An 18,862-nucleotide genomic window follows, 5' to 3' on the forward strand; every position below is an offset into this window, starting at 1 on the left:
CTCACCCAAACACTGACCGCCATCGCAAACGGCCATAAACAATCCAAAATCAGCAGGCTAATGCACTGGAATTACATCGCAAACGTGTGATCAGCGAAACGCTGACAGATAGTCGGTTGTCTGGCCTGGTGTGATTCCCGTCCTCATTGGCAAGCCATGTACATTGACGAAGGGGTGGACTTTGGTCGTGAAGCCACCTCTTGAGCGGCCAAAACCCTGTCGTGGTGCCCCCCTTTTAGCGCTCGCTGCCTCCCTCTAAGGGCATTGCTGCAGCAATGCTCTGCCGGACAGCGGATGATGGGCGCGGATCACGATGCTATCATTCATTTTCAAGGTACTCGAGACGGCCTCGCTTTGGTTCAGTGCGTTTATGATTTCCGCCCAGAGCCCCGTCAACTCTCAGCGCCGAAACTGCGGTTGCCGCTTGACCATTTTCCGAACTCATCGGACAAATCGCGCCAAGGTCCTCCGGTTCGGGAATCCCCCCCAAAAAAACCATCAAGAACAAGGCGTGATCGGTGGGTTTGCACCTATGTGGGTCGTATGCAGCGAGGATGAAACGCTTAAAGAACGTTCGTTCTTCGTTGGTTATCAGGTCTCGTAACAAGTTGGTCTTTATCGTAGACACCAGCTTGAATTATGCCAATAGTCCGATTTGAACCCCTTTTGTCAACACGACCTAGAGCATGCCAATCTAAACTTTGACGCTTGTTCCTGGACATTTTCATGCCCGACAGAAAGGATTAATAGTCAACCAAAACGAACCTTATTCATTCGCGTAATGCCCTTTCTTTAATCTTGACCACAGGTTGCAATAAATACTCCAAAACTGTTTTTCGACCGGACAGAATATCGACTTCTGCTATCATGCCTGGGATGATTTCAACGGCGACGCCGTCGGCATCCAACATTGAGTTGCTGGTTTCGATTTCGACAACGAAGACCTCTTCATCATTTCGTTCGGATCGTGTGATTGTGTCTGCACCAATCCGCATAATCTGTCCGTTCAATGCGCCGTAACGCGCGAAATCATAAGCCGTGATCTTGACCTTGACGGCTTGGCCGGCATGAAGGAATGCAATGTCTTCTGGCCTTACATAAGCTTCGACAAGCAACGAGTCATTCAGAGGCACAATCTCTACTAATTCCTCGCCGCTACGCGCCAACCCCCCGATCGTACTACGGAGCACCCGGTTTACGATGCCGCGCACCGGTGACCTGACTTGTGCCCGTTCGGCACGGTCACGAAGCGCAGGCAGTATTGGTTGGAGCGTTGCCAACTCCGTTGTTGCCAAGGCCAGATCATTCAGCGCCGCGGTGCGAAAGCGGCTGTGAGTCGCGCGAATTCGGTCGTCAATCTCATCCAAGCCGGTTTTCAATCGATTGGTTGCGGCGATTGCCCGGGTGCGATGGCCTTCCCACTCGGCCTCACCTCGGCGAAGCATCAAAAGTGTCGTGGCTGGTTCCATCCGTTTTTCCACCAAGGGTTCCATCATGGCGCGCTCTTCGGCCAGCAGCCTAAGAGTTTGATCCGCTGTGACACGGTTGACCAATCCCTCTTCATATTCTTGCTGTTTTTGCTGTCGCTGTCGTTCAAGGATAGCGATTTCTGCCTGCAATTCGGATTGACGCCCTTGGTACAGTGCGGTTTCTGACCGAACGACTTCTGGTGCTCCCACGATCAAATCTTGCGAAAAAATTAGAGGAGTGCCGTCAATTTCCGCCTGCAAACGCGCGGCTCGCGCTGTCAGACCAAAGGCTCTCTGTTGTTCCTGGCTGAATTGGCTGTCAATCTGTGTGGTTTCAAATTCCATCAGCAGTGCGCCTTTTTCAACCACTTGCCCTTCGCGGACTTGTAGGGACTGGACGACCCCGGGTTCAGTGGCTTCAATTACCTGAATGTCGGCTGATGGCACGATCCGCCCGTCAACGCGAGTTACATCGTCCAACTCGGCTAAATGAGCCCACAGTCCCAAAGCGATCAGGCATGATGCAATCGCGAGCAAAAGCAAGGACCCTTGGATTGGCGACCGCCCGCGCATTTCCCGCGCGAGGGTGGCGAGATCAGGATGCCGCGACATTCAGATGTTTCCTTGATTTGTGCCTATGCTGGGCAAGTATGCTCTTGGGCCCGTCTGCAACTATGCGCCCATTCTCGATGACTATAATCCGATCCACCAACTCCAACAGGCTGGTGCGATGTGTGACAATAACCATTGTGGTCTTCTGCGTGGATTGTTTGAGGCGATGAATAACTTCTGCTTCAGTTTTCACATCCATCGCGCTGGTTGGTTCGTCTAAAAGCAGAACTGGAGGCCGCCCGATCAATGCACGTGCCAAAGCTATTGCCTGCCGTTGCCCGCCGGATAACCCTTCGCCCCTCTCTGCCAATTTTAGGTCATACCCATTGGGTGTTTGGGCAATAAAATCTTCTACGCCTGCCACTTTTCCTGCAGCGATCAGATCCTGGTCACGCGGTCTGACAGCGCCACTGAATATGTTTTCGCGCACCGTGCCCGAGAATAGCCAGATATCCTGCAATACAGAGCCGACATTCCGTCGTAAATCGCCGGGGTCGATTTGGCGGATATCTACCCCGTCCATTGTTACGGAACCAGAACGCGGTTGATAAAGCCCAAGCAACAAGCGGGTAATCGTGCTTTTCCCTGACCCGATTGGGCCCAAAATAGCTACTTTTTCACCAGGCTCGATTGTGAATGATACCCGAGCCAACGTGTCATCGGTCTGGTCCGGGTAGGCAAAACGCACGTCGTTGAAACTGATGCGGCCCGCGAAATCGTGCCGGCTGATCCAGCTATGACCTTGCGGCCTTTCGCTATCGGCTTGCATCAAGGCATTCAGATTTCGAAAGGCACTGCGCGCTTGATTAACTCGTGCCAGCGTCTGGGCAAGTTGGCCCAAAGGCGCCAGCGCTCGTCCGGTCAGCATCACAGACGCAATCAAAGCGCCCATGCTGGCCTGACCATCACTAATCAAGAAGACACCGTAGAATACGATAAGAACTTGCGCAGCTTGCTGTGTAAAGCCCGTAAGGTTCAAGGCAAACTGTGTTACTGCCCGACTACGTGCGCCATGCGAAGATTGCCGTTCAATTGCGGCTACCCAGCGAGAACGCATTTGTTTGGCGGCGGCCGTGGTTTTTATGGTTTCAAGTCCGGAAACTGTTTCGACCAGAACAGACTGTTTGGACTGGCCATCTGCAAAACTTTGTTCTGCTAGACGTGACAGCACCGGTTGAACGGCAACACCCGCCAAAAGAACTATTGGAACGGCAAGGGCTGGCACCAAGGCCAATGGTCCACCGACCAGATGGATGACAAAGACGAAAAGGGCAATGAACGGCAGATCAACCAATGCGACCAAGGTTGCGGACGTAAAAAACTCGCGCAGGGTTTCAAACTCCCGGATCGTGCTTGCCATCGCACCAGTTGAGCCGGTGCGCGCCTTCATGCGAATGTTAAGCACTTGATCGAAGACGCGGCGCCCCATGAGCATGTCGGCTTTCTGGCCTGCACGATCAATAAACCCCGCGCGTAACAGCTTTAAAATGAAATCAAACCCTAGGGCGATGCCCACCCCGGCTGTTAAGGCAATCAGGGATTCGGTGGCCTCGTTCGGCAGGACCCGGTCATAGACGACCATAATGAAGATAGAGGTCGACAGCCCCAGTAGATTGGCGAGAGCAGCGGCTAGAATCACTTGAATATAGGACCACTTGTTTGCGGCCATTGCCGACCAGAACCAGTGCCCGGAAATAGGTGTCTGCCCTGCTGAAGCTTCTTCTTGATGGCTGCGGCGAAACAGAATTGCATATCCGCTGTAAACCCGGCGTAGCTTGCCTTTTGAGACCTCACCGATACCGTCCCCGAGGTCCGGGTCATAAATCAGAAGCTGCCCATCGCGTGTATGGCCATGGTAAACAACTGCCTTATCATTCTCTAACAGCAAAAGAGCAGGTGCCAAATCTGCGTCGAAGCTTTGTAGTTTGTGTTTGCCGTACCCCGCCTGTAACCCGGCTTTATGTGCTGCCTCAAGCATATCCCGAATAGTTAAGTCGCCTGTTGTGCTTGATTGCGAAGCATACAAAGCCGCAACCGTCATCGGGCGGTCTAGTTGAGCTGCAACATGCAATAGACAGGCCTCAAGAGGTGAAAGCGTGTTAGCCCGCATTGTTGGAGGTAGTTCGGTCATAGGCCGTTCTCCCAATCGGCCGTCGAAACCCCTAGCAGGTCTAGAATGTCACCGGTAAGGCTCAGGGCGGCGTAGTTCGTTAAAAAGAAATTTCGTTGCGCCAGAATTAGCCTTTCCTGCGCATTAACGTAGTCTCGCTGCGAATCCAGAATCTCGATCAGACTACGCCGGCCTATTGTAAATTGCTCTCGGGCTGCTGCGACGCTGTCGGCATTAGCCTCAACTGCTGTCTTGGCTGCTTTCAGTCTCACTGCTCCGGCTTGCTGGTCTGATCTGACAAACTCCAATTCTCGACGGATATCTCGGATTACAGAGTCGCGTGAGAACTCTGCCTCTTTGACCTGCGCTTCGGCTGCTGCGATAGCGGCGCGGCGTTGGCCTGTGCTGTCGATTTCGTAGTTTAGCGAAAGATCAATCCCATAATTGGCGTCGTTGTCATCGTCGCGATTTGCAAAGGCAGCAACTTGAACACCGGGTTGCCGCCTTGCTATGGCCGCAGCGTATTCGGCTTTTGCAGCCAGCAAGAAAGCGTCAGAGCGTCTTACCTGAGGACTATCCATTACGATCTGAACGTCGGTTCGGGAAAGTTCCGGGGCTTCGATGGGGGAGGGTAGGGCCCCGGGTGCCGTGCCAAAAAATTCGCGGAATTGAGCGTTGGCGCGATCCAGTTGTGATTTTGCATCGGCCAACCGTGTTCGCGCATCTGCCATACGCGAGCGCGCGGTCAGGACATCTGCGTTTGATCCAACACCTTGATCGGTACGCTCAGTGATCTGCTGCACCAATTGCTCATGAACGCTGACATTCCGGGCCGCTATTTCCAGAAACTCCCGTCTGCCCAGAACCACAACATAGGCTTCGATTGCGGATAGGGCGACAGCGGCCGCAGTTTGAAGTTGGTCGCCCCGGCTTTGCAGCACGCGGGCCTTTGCCGCCGCCAAATCATTGGAAGCGGCACCGCCGTCATAGACGAGTTGCGAAATCCGAAGATACGGAGTGACATCGGCAATATCCGAATCCACACGTTCGGACCGAGCATTTGCGCCGACCGTGAGCTGCGGTAAAAATGCACCCTTGGCAGCGTCTTCGTTGGCTGCGGAAATCTCAAGAAGGGTTGTGCTTTGCGCAAGATCCGGGCTGGCTTCGACAGCGCGCCGAATTCGCTGGCCAAACGCGCTTTGTGCAAGTCGAGGCAAAGGTTTATTTGCACCAGCACCAATCGAACCACGGGACAGAGACCTTTCAACCCCTGTCAGATCGGGCGGGGCTGCACAGCCTGAGGACATTACAGCAATACAGAAAAAGGATGCAATTCTAAGTCTGATGTTGCGAGTTGGCATAGGTGTTTCACACCTCACTGGTTTCAGGAAATTCGTCATTCTGCGCATTGGCCATTGCACAGAGGAAACCTGAAACATCTGAATTTTTGGTGTATTTTTCCGCTAACTTGGATTGCGAGAACTGCCGCTGTGCTCGCTCCAGCCATTCGCAATGCGAAAGCGAAATCTGGTGTGCGTGCAGCAACAAATATCCATCAGAATCAAGTAATTTTAGCTTTTCGGCCCTTGTCAGACTTTCTAGCCGATGGGTGGAAACTCCGAATGATCCATTTGGCAAAGCAACCCCTCGATGAGAACTCATCTGTTCAAACAGGCCCATAGCTGCGATATTTTGACAAAGTTCCTGTGTCGTCTTTTTGGTCACCTCGCGGGCTTGTAAAAAGGTTTTCACACCGTTTAGCGCTGATGAAACCACGCGATTAGTGTCAAAGAACGCTTCGTCATTTGGATTGTTCGTCACCAGTCCGGATGCTTCATTTACATTCAGGCGAAAGGTGGGGGTGTGGCCGCTTGTAACTCCACTGATGGGTTCAGCCTGAAACGGATAACATTGAAATTCCGAGGGCACATATGAGGCCAACCATTTACCGCTTTGCGAGACGAAAGGTGTGGGCGAACCCTCCGATAGGGACAAAATCACCCTTGGCTCAATGCCCAGCTTGGTTTTCTTGAAAATGATGGGAAATGCTGCGGCTGCTTGTGCGACTTCTTGCAGAACGATTGCGCAGTCCGGGCGATCAGCAGCAAATTTGTAAGAGGTGAATCGTTTCCAGTATCTCTGTCCGTGACGAGCGACGGTAACTGGAACCAGGCCATTTTCTTCCATTTTCTGCCCCATCCATTGAATGTGGCTGCCGAGTCCTAAAATCAGCAGCCAATTTTCTAATCAGGCCGATGCCCCCGTAGGATCGGTGTGCAAGATGTTGTCGGTGGCCAGATTGCTCAGATCATCCAGCCCGTTAAACTGTGCGACCGTTTCCACGACAGCAGAGTTCGGGGCAGAATATTCGACTTTGACCAAGGCGGTATCTGATCCATCCGTGGCCATCACATAAAGTTCGTCACCGGTTTGAAGCCCGGTGAAACTTTCGACGGCCGTTTCGATCGTGCTTTCGGACAGATCGTCTAAAATCGTTGTCAGACCGACGACACCAGTATCTGCTCCAATCGCATCGCCAATCGCCAGGGTTTCTACGTCCGTTCCCTCTCCGCGAAGAGTTGCAAAACTCAGACCAGCGAACATCACAGCATCCGCGACATCCTCCGAAGTGCCGAGAGTAAACCCCGTCACCGTATCTACGCCATTCTCAGCTGGGTCCGCTTCAAAAACGATGATATCGCGCCCAACATCCGAGACATCAATCATGTCATCGCCGTCTTGACCGCGGACAACATTGTCCACTTCTGTTGCGACAAGTGTATCGTCGCCGTTTGTTCCGATCTGGAAGACCGAAGGCCCGCCATCAGAAGTTGTAATCGACAGCTCGATAGGTTTGCTTGGGTCGATGATCGTCATTTCAAAGGTCAGCAAAGGCTGGCTTGGATCAGAGAAAGTCAATCCAAATCCCGAAAAGCGGATCTCTGATGCGCTGATAGGGTTAGAAAGCAGAGATAGGAAATCGCCGTGGGCGATTTCCGACCCCGTGTTGAATGACACTACGGACGGGTCAACGCCCAGATCCATTTGCAGGGAAAGCCCGCCTGAGAAATCTCGATCTGCGTCTGCGTAGACTTCGAATGTTGCGGTGTTGCCGCTGATGCCTGCCTGTGTGATGACATAAGCCGCGGGTTCATGCGCCGCGTTTTCGTCAACTGCATTAAGGGGGTTCAGCCCGCTGGAAACTGTCGCACCAGCCGAGAAATTCAGATCATCCCCGGCATCGAAATTCAAAAACTCCGCAGCTGGAACGGTGAGGGACCAGGAGCCATCTGCTCCGACCGATGTCGAACCAACAGACACAGCATTCAAAGTAATATCTACAGACTGCCCCGCACTCAGCCCGACAGATGTTCCCGAAACAGTCACTCCGGAGTTTTGCGCGTCGGTCAACGAAACTGCGCCGTTGGAGCCAGCCGGATTTATGGTCAGAATTGGCCGTAAATCTGTGGTCAAGGTTGTTGTCGCCGGAGTAGCGGCATTGCCTGCCAGGTCCATTACACTGGCAATGATCGGATAATCCGCGCTGTCTGTCAGGGCGGCCAAGTCGACTGCGGAAACTGTTGTGGACCAGATGCCGCCAGATGCGATGCTGGTGTAAGTTTGGCCGTTCAGTGTAACGGACACGGTCTGGCCGTCCTCGGCGCTGGTCGTGCCCGAAATAACAAGATCACTGCTCTGTTCCGAGACGTCCAACTCGGGCCCTACCGGCAAGGGGTTAAGTGACACGGTTGGTGCAGTGAAATCTGTGTCAAAGCTAGAGGAAACATTTGAGGTGTTACCAGCTGCATCGGCAACCGATGCGCCCACTTCATATGAAATGCCATCTTGCAAAGAACCCAATTCTGCGGCTGGGGCCGTATAGCTCCAGATGCCACTATTCACTGTAGCAGTGCCACTTACATCGATCGTCCCATCGGGCCGGGCGATTTCGATTGTGACAATCGCGCCGTCAGCAGCATCAGTGGTGCCGGTGACCGTCAAATCCGTGCCTTGTTCGGCGGCGTTCAGGACAGCACCGTCTGATAGGCCGGTAATGCTTAGTGTAGGTGCAGTAAAATCCGCGGCAAAATTCGCGCTCGCCTGAATTGCCGGATTACTGGCAGCATCGTGGACATCTGCGGTGACCGACACAGTGGAACCGTCGGACAAAGACGCGAGATCTGCCGCTGGAACAGTTGCAGACCAGGTGCCACCAGAGGCCACGCCGGTATAGGCCTGCCCATTCATGGAGACACTTACGATCTGACCATCTTCGGCTGTGGTTGATCCTGTAATTGTCAGGTCTGTTCCGCGTTCAGTTGCGTTTAGAATGGCGCCATCCGAGAATGCATCGATCGACAAGGTTGGCGCAGTTACGTCCTTGGTCAAAGCGACGCTGGTTTGTGGAGCGACCAACCCATTGAAATCTGTAACATCTGCAGTGACCGAAAAACTTCCGCCATCGGCAAGGGTTGTCAAATCGGCGGCTGGTACTGTCACGCTCCATGCTCCGGCCGAAACCGTGTCCGCATAGGTTTGACCGTTCAAGGATACTGTGACTTGCTGACCGTCCTCGACATTACTGGTCGTACCTGAGATTGTCAGATCCGATCCAGCTTCGGCGGCATTCAGTACGGCACCGACAGACAGCGGAGAGATGGTGACGGAGGGGCCGGTCAAATCCACGGGAACACTCGCCGCAGCAGGCACTGAGACGTTGCCTGCCTCATCAATGACTGTGGCGCTGACGGCGACAGGGGCACCCGTCGACAATCCACCAAGTTCGGCCAGGGGAACGGTTGCGCTCCAAGTCCCGCCAGATGCTGTAGCCGCATAGGTTTGACCGGCGAATGTAACTGTAATCGGCTGACCATCCGTTGCCGAAGTTGTCCCGGTCAGGATCAGGTCGGTTGTCACATCAATCAATTCAATTGAGCCGCCTGCGACCGGGTCCAATGAGATTGTCGGAACGGTGAAATCCGTCTCAAAGCTCGAGTCTGCTTGTACTGCCGGGTTGCCTGCCTGGTCGGTGACATCCGCGGTGACGATGATCGATGTACTATCCGGCAAGGTCGCGAGGTCTGCGGCAGGAACTGAGACGCTCCATTGCCCGCCAGTTACAGTCCCCGTATAGGTTTGTCCGTTTACCTCTACAGAGACGGTTTGCCCATTTTCTGCATCGGTCGTTCCGGTAACAGTCAAATCCGTGGCCTGTTCGGACACATTCAATATCGCGCCGTCCGAGAATCCGGAAATCGCTAAAGTGGGGGGGATGGTGTCCAGATCGAATGTGATGGTTTCAGTCGACAACTCTGCACCATCAAGATCGAGATTTCGGAAGGTCACTCTGTGAACCCCCTGCGGCAAAGCGGCGGCCTCGGAAGGAGAAAGCGAAACAACCCAGGTTCCGTCAGCTTCGGGGGTCACGGTTTTGGTGATCGAGCCGATTGTGACTTCGACGGTATTCGTCCCGTCGGGTGCGCTCAGGTTCAGACGAGTACTGCTAAGCGCGTCGGATTGCACGCCTGCCAGATTGAGCCCTGGATGGCTGGGTGTGGGTGAAGGAGCAGCCTCATCATCGTCTCCTCCTCCGCCGCCACCTGCTGCTGCGGCAACGCCGGCCAACCCAAGTCCCCCCAGAGCGGCCGTGGCCCCGCTGATGCCACCTGCTACTGCGGCACCACCCGCTTCTACCAAGGTGAACTGGGCGATTTCGGAAACCACTCCTTCGGCGATCATGATGGCGCCGCTATCCAGCACCTGGACGTTTTCAGCCGCTACAATCATCTTGCGGCCATCGGCCAGTTTCAAAAGAACATCGCCATTGTCCAACAGCTTTACAGACCGAACGCCGGGAATCGTTTCGGCAAATTGAAACGCATAGAGTTCTTCGATCGTGGCTTGCGCCAATGCTGGCAAGGCGAGAATCGTTGACCCGAGCCCACCGGCGATGCCTCGCCCGGTCCAGCGGCGCATTTTACCGTCGATCCATTTGCGGATGTTTTTCTTGCGTTCGAAATCAGGCTGGACATCAACCAGATTGCTTTTGGATTCGGAGTCTTTTGTCATCTTGCCCTCACTGTGGTTTCCGCATTCGCCCGAAGGGTCCAGACTTTCTTCATCTGTATTTTCCATCGATGGCTCATGGGGCCGGACCAGAAAAATTGAGTTAAACTGAAGCCGAACTCCTCGTTTTCTCCACATTCCCGCTTTGGTTTCGGACTGGGCATCAGATCATCCTTTAGACAGTGCCAGATGTGGCGTGGGGTAATTCGATATGGTGCTTCAGTTCGAAGGCGTGGTTGCAACGGGGAGCGCGACGCTCGATTCAGGTATCGGTGATACGGCTTTAAAAACGTTTAATGGCGTCACATACCTGTACAGCGTGACAGGTCCTGCAGGTGGTATTGCGGTTTGGGAACTGGTCGAGGGCGCGCTGCCACAGTTGGTGGATACGGAGTTTTTCGGCGAATCGATCACATATCAGGTCGGTCGCAGTGTTACGCCGGTCACGTTGGCCGGAGAAGAGATTTTAGCCCTAGACGTGCGATCAGCAACCGGGTTGGTCGGGTACGAATTGAACCCGAGCGGGACCATTGGCGCCCTGCAGGAAACCGATACTCTGATAGGTGGCGGCGATATCTCAGCCCTTGCTCAAGTCAGTGATGTTCTGATCGCCGCACATGAAACGACAGGGCAAATCACCAGTTACACAGTAAATGCGGACGGAACATTGAATGCCTCAGCCTCTATCACGGCAGAGGCTGATTCAATGAAGGTGCTGCAAGTTGGTGACCATAATTACGCAGTCGCATGTGATGCCGCCAGTGGGACGATAAACACCTACAATGTCGATGACAGTACCGGTGTGCTGAGTGTTGTAGACAACTCTGAAACTTTGGCAACGCTCGGGATCGCGACGCCAACTGCAGTCGAAGTGGTACAGGCCTACAATCACTCATGGCTCATTGTAGCGGGGGCAGGCAGCAATTCGCTAAGCGTGATGGAACTGACGGTTTATGGGCGCTTGGTACCGACGGATCATGCGTTGGATACTCTGCATACCCGATTTGGCTCGGTGAAGGATCTTGCCGTTGTCGAAGTCGAAGGGCATGTGTTTGTCGTAGCCGGTGGCGGGGATGATGGCGTGACCCTGTTCAAGCTAACGCCAGGTGGCCAGCTTGTGCATCTGGACAGCTTCGAAGATACCTTGCAAAGCGGGTTGCAAAATATCGAAGCCCTAAGCGTGGCGCGTGTCGCGAATGAGCTGCAGATTTTGGTCGCATCGCAACAGGACCCAGGGCTGACACAGCTGACCTTTTCGATCGAAAACTTGGGCGTTGTGCAAGATGGGTTCGGAACTGTCAACGGAACAATACAGGATGACATGCTCAGCGGCAGTGTCCTCGACACCACTCTCATTGGCGGCGCAGGAGATGACATTCTGATCGCAGGTATTGGAGCAACTACGATGTACGGGGGGGCTGGGGCGGACATCTTTGTCATGAAATACGGCAGTGATACGACGACAATAAACGACTTCGCCGCCGGGACAGACAGGCTCAATCTATTCGACTATCCACTGTTGCGTTCACCGGAGCAGCTGACATTCACAGCAACGTCGCAAGGCGCGCGAATAGAATATCGTGACGAAGTGGTTGTAATTAATTCCGAAACGGGTGGACCTTTGACCAGTGATGAGGTCTTCGGATCGGGGTTTGAGGGTCCAGATCATGTCACGGTCGATTTTGAGGATTTCGGAGTTCTGGACCCGGCCAGTTCAGAAGGCATTCAAGGTCATATCAACTTGAATTCAGAGACCGCAAACCCGGGATTGTCCGACGCCGAGATTCATTTCACTCCGAACGGTGGCGGGACCATCAGCGTACGCGCGGACGACGAAGGGCGGTTTGATCTAGGGCTCCCATCAGGGTCGTTCCCCGGCGAATTGGAGATATTCAAAACGTATTCGACAGCCAGTTCGGAAATCACTGCGCTTGATGCATTGCAAGTTCTGCGAATCTCGGTTGGTTTGGATCCGGTTTGGGGGCCAGCGTCACCCGAAAACCTGATTGCAGCGGATATCACGCAGGACGGAACGGTAACATCATTGGACGCGCTGATTATTCTTCAGGTGGCTGTGGGGCTGCCTTCGGCGCATGACGCAGAATGGGTGTTCCTTGACGCAGATGCTGACCTGTCTGGGATCACCAGCTCAGATGTCAATTATGAGACAGGTATCGAAGTCACGATCGTGGACAATGTCGTCACCACTGACATGACTTCGATCCTACTGGGCAATTTGGAGCCCGCCTGAGACATATCCTCTGGCTATTCGCGGAAGGCTCGGTTGAAGTAATCGCTCAGCGGTTTGACCAAATAAGACAACGGGGTTCTTTCGTCTGTCTTGATCATGGTTTCCACCGGCATGCCCGGCAATAGAGGCTGCCCGTTCAGTCGCTCGAGCTGGTCGTCTTCAGGTATTACCTCAGCGCGATAGAACGTCTGTCCAGTGGCCTCGTCGCTGAAAGTATCGGCCGAGACCGTGATAACCCGACCGTCAATCTCGGGTGTTTCCCGTTGGTTGAAGGCGGGAAAGCGAAGGGAAACCGGCTGACCGACATGCAACTGGTCGACATGAATTGCATCTACGCGAGCGGCCACAAGCAGCGGTGTGTCCTGAGGGACAATATACATCATGGGTTCGGCTGGCTGGATCACCGATTGCAGCGCAAAGACCTGACTTCCGTATACGGTTCCGGAGACAGGGGTTCGAATGTCTAGCCGGGACAAGCGCACATCCAGCGACAGGCGACGTTCAGCCAGTTCTGAAATCTGTGCCTGCACATCCCGCAACTCAGTGATTGCTTGCTCCCGTCGCGTCGCGGTTAGTTCTACAATTCTGATTTCGGTGGCTGATATCTGGCCCCTAAGGCGCGCGACAGTTGATTCCAAGCGCCCAATCTGGCCGATCAGGTTGGCCTCTTCCCGTTGCAGGGCAGATACGCGGCTGGCCGGAGTGAGACCGCGGTCAAATAGACTTTGCTGATCTTTCAGCTCATCCTGAATTAGATCGACCTGACGGCGGAATGATACCAGTTGGGCTTCGGTGCCCTTGATTTCACTCTCGATCTGGTTTCGCTGTTTGCTCAGTTGTTCGGTTTGCTGCAGCAAGGTGTCCAAACGCGCTTCGAACAGGCGTTGTTGGCCAGCAACCAATTCTGGATCGATGTTCTCTTGCTGTTGAAGTTTGGCCAACTGAGGCGCTAGGGTTTCTACGTCGGTTCCGTCGCGCTCGGCCTCCAGGCGGGCCTTCCGCGCCATTAACTCAAAAAGTTGAGTTTCGACAATGGTTTTTTCTGACGATAAAAATGTGTCGTCCAGGCGCACCAGCAAATCGCCATCAGACACAACATCACCATCACGAACGAATATCTCACCGACGACGCCACCATCGGGGTGTTCAACCACTTGCCGGTTGCTTTGGACCTCGATGCTGCCTTGTGAGATAATGGCCCCTGCGAGGTGCGTCTGGACCGACCAGACGCCAATTCCGCCGACAAGAATGGCCAGCGCTAGAAAGCCGACGATGGCCGGTATAGTGATGTGCCACACTGGGCGCGAATTTTGAGCCGTTTTATCCTGCATCTTTTTTCACCTGGCTCAGGCCACGTTTAATTGCACTGGCATTATGCACCATTACGCCCAATACCTCGTCTCGGCTTCCGGATTTCACGACCTGGCCTTTTTCGACCACCGCCAAGTCGTCACATTCCGAGATCGCCTGCGGGCGATGAGTCATGATGATGGCTGACTTGCCGGCCGCTTTCAGACCACGCACGGCGGCGTTTAAAGCTTCGGTTCCTTCGGCGTCCAAGGCCGAGTTCGGTTCATCCAAGACTAGCAAAACCGGGTCGCCGTACAGTGCGCGCGCAAGTGCAATACGTTGTTTCTGGCCGCCCGACAGCTGACTGTCATTACCTTCCAAGAATGTGTCGTATCCCTTGCTGAGTGATAAGATCAACTCATGTGCGTTGGCCTTTTTTGCAGCCTCGACAACGGCTTCGGGGTCAGGGTTCTCAGACATTCGGGCAATGTTTTCAGCCACCGTTCCGTTGAACAGGGTGACCTCTTGCGGCAAGTAGCCGATATGCTGGCCCAAATCGGTTGAATCATATTGATCCAATGTTGCACCGCCCAGTCGGATTTCTCCGGCGGCAGGTTGCCATAGACCCAATAGCGCCTTGGCAAGTGTGGATTTTCCTGACCCACTTTTGCCGATAACACCAAGTGCCTTGCCCGGCTCAAGCTGCAACGTGACATTGCGAAGGGTCGGTTTATCTGCTCCGGGTGGGATAACGGTCAACCCCTTGGCGGATAGCTGGCCTTTTGGCACGGGCAATTTGGTGCGTGGATTTTCGGGCGGTGTGGCATCCAGAAACTGGTTTAGTGAGGTCCAGGCAGATCGTGCTCGTTGGACCAATCCCCATTGACCGACGGCCTGTTCAACTGGCGCAAGCGCCCGGCCCAACAGGATTGACCCAGCAATCATCGCACCTGGGGTCAGTTCGTTGCGAAGAACCAACCAAGCGCCAAGAGCCAGCATCGCCGATTGCAAAAACAGTCGCAGTGACTTGGTTAAAGACGTAAAGCTGCCGGTCCAATCACTGGCCGCAATTGTTTCGCTCAGAGCGTTGGTTCGTTGCTTTTGCCAGCGGTGGGTGATGTCCTCTTGCATTCCTTGGGAGCGTACGACTTCGGCGGCTTGCCGCGCGTGTTCCGAAAAGGCATTGGCCTGCGCAGATGCCCGTTGTGCTGAGGCAACCTTGCGGTGAGTCAAATTTTGGTTAAGGACGGCGATCAAAATCAGCAGGACACTGCCAGCGACGGCCAGCCAACCCAATAGCGGATGGAACAGAAAGATTGCGGCCAAAAACACCGGTGTCCAAGGGATGTCCATGACGGCCAGCAAAACAGGCGAGGAACACAGGTTTTGGATGGCTTCCAGGTCACGCAGGCCAGTCGCCGGTGCCGAACGAATTTGTGGGAATAAGGACCGGCGCAATGTCGCGTCAAACACACGCTCATCTAATTCTGACTGAAAACGGGCACCGAACCGCGCCACGATGCGGCCACGGGCATAATCCAGCATTGCCATCAGACCATAGAGTAGCGTCACCAGCAAAAACAGCGCGGTTAACGTTTCAACGGCGCGCGAACTCAGCACCCGGTCATAGACCTGCAACATGAACAAAGGCCCCGTCAGCATTAACAAATTGACGAAAATGCTGAACAGGAACGCAAGGGCCAGAAACGTCATCCCTTGATTGCGCACTTTACGCAGCTCATAGCGGGGTGGCATCATGCGATTTACAGTGTTCACGAAACTGGGCCTTTGGTAACTGTTAATAGCGGGCTTATTGCACTCATTACGGGCTGATATTCAGTGTATGCCCCAATGCCACAAAAAGCGAGAACTGGTGGATTATTGAAAAGCAGCGGGCCGTCAATCACCGATCATATTGATGAAGGCTATGCGCCGATTCATGCCGAAGTTTGACCAGAGTCCGCCGAGTGATCCAAAATGGAATGCGTGGTCCTGCCAGTGGGCCGGTCGCGCAAGCAAGACAGTTTTTATTCAGAAATTTAGTTCCAGTATTTGAGTCACATTGCTGACAATATTCCCACGTCTACTTTGTGTTGATAGGTTCGAACAATTCGTGCGCGTTAGTATGCGTTCACAAGTATATTTGCAATGGATCCTGAGCCTAATAACAAGACCAAGAATGTCCTGTATGCCACTGAGTGGCGAGTGATGAATAGCCTGCGTTGCCTTCGTAAGCCCTGGCCTTGCTCGCAGTGCGGCTGATTTTGGAGGCTTGCTGAAGGGACAAGACACAAATGAGTGTCGGGATGTATTCCGACGTGCGGATAGAAGGCGATTGCAAAGGTATCAATACGAAATACGGAAAAGTAACTGTATTGAGCTTTCGTTCGAAATACCTTAGCGGTCACCACGCCGGTCGCAGCCTACCCGGTTATCAAAACAAGGACTGACATCATGAAAACTACTTTGGTCTGCTCTGGCGGACTGGATTCCGTGTCTCTGGCGCATGCGTTGGCGGAACAGGGCGCGCTGTCGCGTCTCGTCTCGTTCGACTATGGCCAGCGGCATACGAAAGAGCTGGAATTTGCCGCCGCCTGCGCCATGCGGCTGGACGTACCGCATCACGTGATCGACCTGCGCTCAGTTGGCGCGACGCTGACCGGATCGGCGCTGACCGACGATCTGGATGTGCCTGACGGGCATTACGAAGAAGAGACGATGAAGGTCACGGTGGTTCCGAACCGCAATGCCATCATGCTGACCATCGCCTATGGCATCGCCGCGGCGCAGGGGGATGATACGGTGGCAACAGCGGTGCATGGCGGTGATCACTTCATCTATCCCGACTGCCGCCCCGGATTCACCGATGCGTTCGATGCGATGCAACGCGCGGCGTTGGAGGGATATGCGGATGTCGCCCTGCATGTCCCATTTGTTCACAAGTCGAAGGCTGATATCGTTGCCGAGGGCGCGCGGGTAAACACGCCGTTTGATCAGACGTGGTCCTGCTATAAGGGGGGCGATCTGCATTGCGGGCGATGTGGCACGTGCGTGGAACGGCGTGAGGCATTTGATCTGGCAGATGTGCCTGACCCGACCCCCTATACCGACCCCGAGTACTGGCGGCAGGCGGTGGAAAGGAAACGCGCCTGATGTACCGGATCACCAAGGAATTCCACTTCTCCGCTTCGCATCAGCTGATTCATCTGCCCGACGACCACCAATGTGCGCGGATGCATGGACATAACTATATCGTCGTGGTCGAACTGGCCTCGGCTAACCTCAACAGCGACGGGTTCGTGCGGGATTATCATGAGTTGAAACCGCTCAAGACCTATATCGACGATACGTTTGACCACCAGCATCTGAATGATGTGCTGGACTGCGTGACCACGGCGGAGAACATGGCGCGGCACTTCTTTGACTGGTGCGCGGCGCGCTGGCCCGAAACGGCTGCGGTGAAAGTGTCGGAAACACCCAAGACCTGGGCCGAGTACCGTCCATGACACTGCGCATCTCTGAAATCTTTGGCCCCACCGTTCAGGGCGAAGGCGCGTTGATCGGCCAGCCCACGGTATTTGTGCGCTCGGGCGGGTGCGATTTCCGCTGCTCGTGGTGCGACAGCCTACACGCAGTCGACAGCGCCTTTCGTCAGGACTGGACCGTGATGAGCACCGAAGACGTCTGGGCTAAGGTTGAAAACCTGTCCGGCGGGCGGCCTCTGACCGTATCCTTGTCAGGCGGCAACCCAGCTATTCAGGACTTTGGCCCGCTGATCCAGCGCGGCCTGAATGCGGGGTATGCCTTTGCCTGCGAAACCCAAGGCTCACTTGCGAAGCCGTGGTTTGCCGATCTGGCGATGCTGGTCCTCAGTCCAAAGCCCCCCAGCAGTGGTGAGCAAATGGATTGGGCCGCGTTTGACGCCTGTCTGACCGTCCGCCCTGCCAACACAGTGCTGAAGATCGTGGTCTTCGACGATGCAGATTTCCGTTGGGCGAAGGATGTGGCCGGGCGTTATCCGGACTTGCCTTTGTATCTGCAACCCGGCAACCCGGAAACCGACCCCGACTTGCCGGTTGATCTTGATCAGGCCACCGGGCGGCTGGAATGGCTGATCGACAAAACCCTTAACATCGGATGGTTCACCCCACGCATCCTGCCTCAGCTGCACGTTCTGGTCTGGGGCAACAAACGCGGCGTATAAGCGAACTGGAGACGGATATGAGCGATATCTACGGCAACCTCACACAACTGGGCGGCGACACCGTCCTGCCGACTAATCCCGAAGAGGCGGTTCTGGAGCGTGTGCAGAACCCGCAAGCCGATGTGGACTATAATGTGCGGTTCACCGCGCCCGAGTTCACCTCGCTCTGCCCGATGACGGGACAGCCGGACTTTGCTCATCTGGTCATCGACTACGTGCCGGGTGATTGGCTGGTCGAAAGTAAATCGCTGAAGCTGTTTCTTGGTTCATTCCGCAACCACGGTGCATTTCACGAGGATTGCACCATCTCAATTGCGCGTCGTCTGCAAGAGTTCCTAGAGCCCCGCTGGCTGCGGATCGGTGGTTACTGGTATCCCCGTGGCGGCATTCCTATCGACGTGTTCTGGCAAACCGGGCCAATGCCCGAGGGTGTCTGGATTCCAGATCAGGGTGTCCCGCCTTATCGGGGGCGGGGTTAGGCACAGTTGTTCTCTACCAGCGAAAGCCAGAATGACTGATCCCGCGAAGCCTTCGAAGAGCGGCCATTCGAAAGTCACGCAGCATCCGTCAAAGTGGGCTCCATTGAGATATTTTCCGCACGTATGACATCACGTATGACATATAGTTGCTTTAAGTCCGCTTTCGGCGATGGTTTTGGTGCATTATCATGAAGCGATCGCTCAACCGGAGATCGCTTCACATAACACCCATTCTCAGGAGCACGGCTGAAGCCGCAAAGTTAAAATGTCCCACATTAGCCTGTCTGACGTCAGCACCAATGGGACAGTTTAGGTCGATTTGATAAGAGAGGGTTTCTGGCTCATCGTAACCGCCAAGGAGTGGAGATGAGAAAGAAACCC

General features: G+C 54.4%; 12 protein-coding genes and 1 pseudogene. 5 read left to right on the top strand and 8 right to left on the bottom strand.

The window, feature by feature from the left end; all coding sequences use genetic code 11:
- Positions 1-105 precede the first annotated feature (105 nt).
- The 6 genes and pseudogenes from ACR0D7_RS18920 to ACR0D7_RS18945 form a co-directional block, all read right to left on the bottom strand.
- Positions 106-619, bottom strand: a pseudogene (locus ACR0D7_RS18920) (transposase family protein); the annotation flags it as partial.
- 151 nt (positions 620-770) lie between these two features.
- The gene (locus ACR0D7_RS18925) at positions 771-2,081 is read right to left on the bottom strand and encodes an HlyD family type I secretion periplasmic adaptor subunit (RefSeq protein WP_480680402.1); all 1,311 of its coding nucleotides are present in this window, start codon (positions 2,079-2,081) and stop codon (positions 771-773) included.
- The gene (locus ACR0D7_RS18930; protein ID WP_480680403.1) at positions 2,065-4,212 is read right to left on the bottom strand and encodes a type I secretion system permease/ATPase; all 2,148 of its coding nucleotides are present in this window, start codon (positions 4,210-4,212) and stop codon (positions 2,065-2,067) included. The genes ACR0D7_RS18925 and ACR0D7_RS18930 overlap by 17 nt, the downstream gene beginning before the upstream one ends.
- Positions 4,209-5,552: a TolC family protein gene (locus ACR0D7_RS18935; RefSeq protein WP_480680404.1), complete on the bottom strand. Its 1,344-nt coding sequence runs from the start codon at positions 5,550-5,552 to the stop codon at positions 4,209-4,211. The genes ACR0D7_RS18930 and ACR0D7_RS18935 overlap by 4 nt, the downstream gene beginning before the upstream one ends.
- Before the next feature lie 7 nt (positions 5,553-5,559).
- On the bottom strand, positions 5,560-6,378 hold the full coding sequence (locus ACR0D7_RS18940; RefSeq protein ID WP_480680405.1) for a SapC family protein: 819 nt from the start codon (positions 6,376-6,378) through the stop codon (positions 5,560-5,562).
- Between the two features lie 60 nt (positions 6,379-6,438).
- On the bottom strand, positions 6,439-10,326 hold the full coding sequence (locus ACR0D7_RS18945; protein WP_480680406.1) for an Ig-like domain-containing protein: 3,888 nt from the start codon (positions 10,324-10,326) through the stop codon (positions 6,439-6,441).
- Between the two features lie 142 nt (positions 10,327-10,468).
- On the opposite strand from ACR0D7_RS18945, the gene ACR0D7_RS18950 reads away from it, so the two are divergent.
- Complete coding sequence (locus ACR0D7_RS18950) at positions 10,469-12,508, top strand: dockerin type I domain-containing protein (protein ID WP_480680407.1); 2,040 nt, start codon at positions 10,469-10,471, stop codon at positions 12,506-12,508.
- Between the two features lie 14 nt (positions 12,509-12,522).
- Here ACR0D7_RS18950 and ACR0D7_RS18955 read toward each other — a convergent pair whose 3' ends face one another.
- Both ACR0D7_RS18955 and ACR0D7_RS18960 read right to left on the bottom strand, forming a co-directional pair.
- Complete coding sequence (locus tag ACR0D7_RS18955) at positions 12,523-13,839, bottom strand: HlyD family type I secretion periplasmic adaptor subunit (protein WP_480680408.1); 1,317 nt, start codon at positions 13,837-13,839, stop codon at positions 12,523-12,525.
- The gene (locus ACR0D7_RS18960; RefSeq protein ID WP_480680413.1) at positions 13,829-15,556 is read right to left on the bottom strand and encodes a type I secretion system permease/ATPase; all 1,728 of its coding nucleotides are present in this window, start codon (positions 15,554-15,556) and stop codon (positions 13,829-13,831) included. The genes ACR0D7_RS18955 and ACR0D7_RS18960 overlap by 11 nt, the downstream gene beginning before the upstream one ends.
- A gap of 696 nt (positions 15,557-16,252) precedes the next feature.
- On the opposite strand from ACR0D7_RS18960, the gene queC reads away from it, so the two are divergent.
- From queC to queF, 4 genes are read left to right on the top strand one after another with little or no spacing between them, the layout of a single operon-like run.
- Positions 16,253-16,951, top strand: coding sequence for a 7-cyano-7-deazaguanine synthase QueC (gene queC, locus ACR0D7_RS18965; RefSeq protein WP_480680409.1), 699 nt, complete (start codon positions 16,253-16,255; stop codon positions 16,949-16,951).
- Positions 16,951-17,304: a 6-carboxytetrahydropterin synthase QueD gene (gene queD, locus ACR0D7_RS18970; RefSeq protein WP_480680410.1), complete on the top strand. Its 354-nt coding sequence runs from the start codon at positions 16,951-16,953 to the stop codon at positions 17,302-17,304. Before queC ends, queD begins: the two co-directional genes overlap by 1 nt.
- The gene (gene queE, locus ACR0D7_RS18975) at positions 17,301-18,002 is read left to right on the top strand and encodes a 7-carboxy-7-deazaguanine synthase QueE (RefSeq protein ID WP_480680411.1); all 702 of its coding nucleotides are present in this window, start codon (positions 17,301-17,303) and stop codon (positions 18,000-18,002) included. The genes queD and queE overlap by 4 nt, the downstream gene beginning before the upstream one ends.
- A gap of 17 nt (positions 18,003-18,019) precedes the next feature.
- Positions 18,020-18,481, top strand: a complete 462-nt coding sequence (gene queF, locus ACR0D7_RS18980) for a preQ(1) synthase (RefSeq protein WP_480680412.1) — start codon at positions 18,020-18,022, stop codon at positions 18,479-18,481.
- Positions 18,482-18,862 lie beyond the last annotated feature (381 nt).

It is taken from the genome of Ruegeria sp. BB7 (assembly GCF_056539365.1).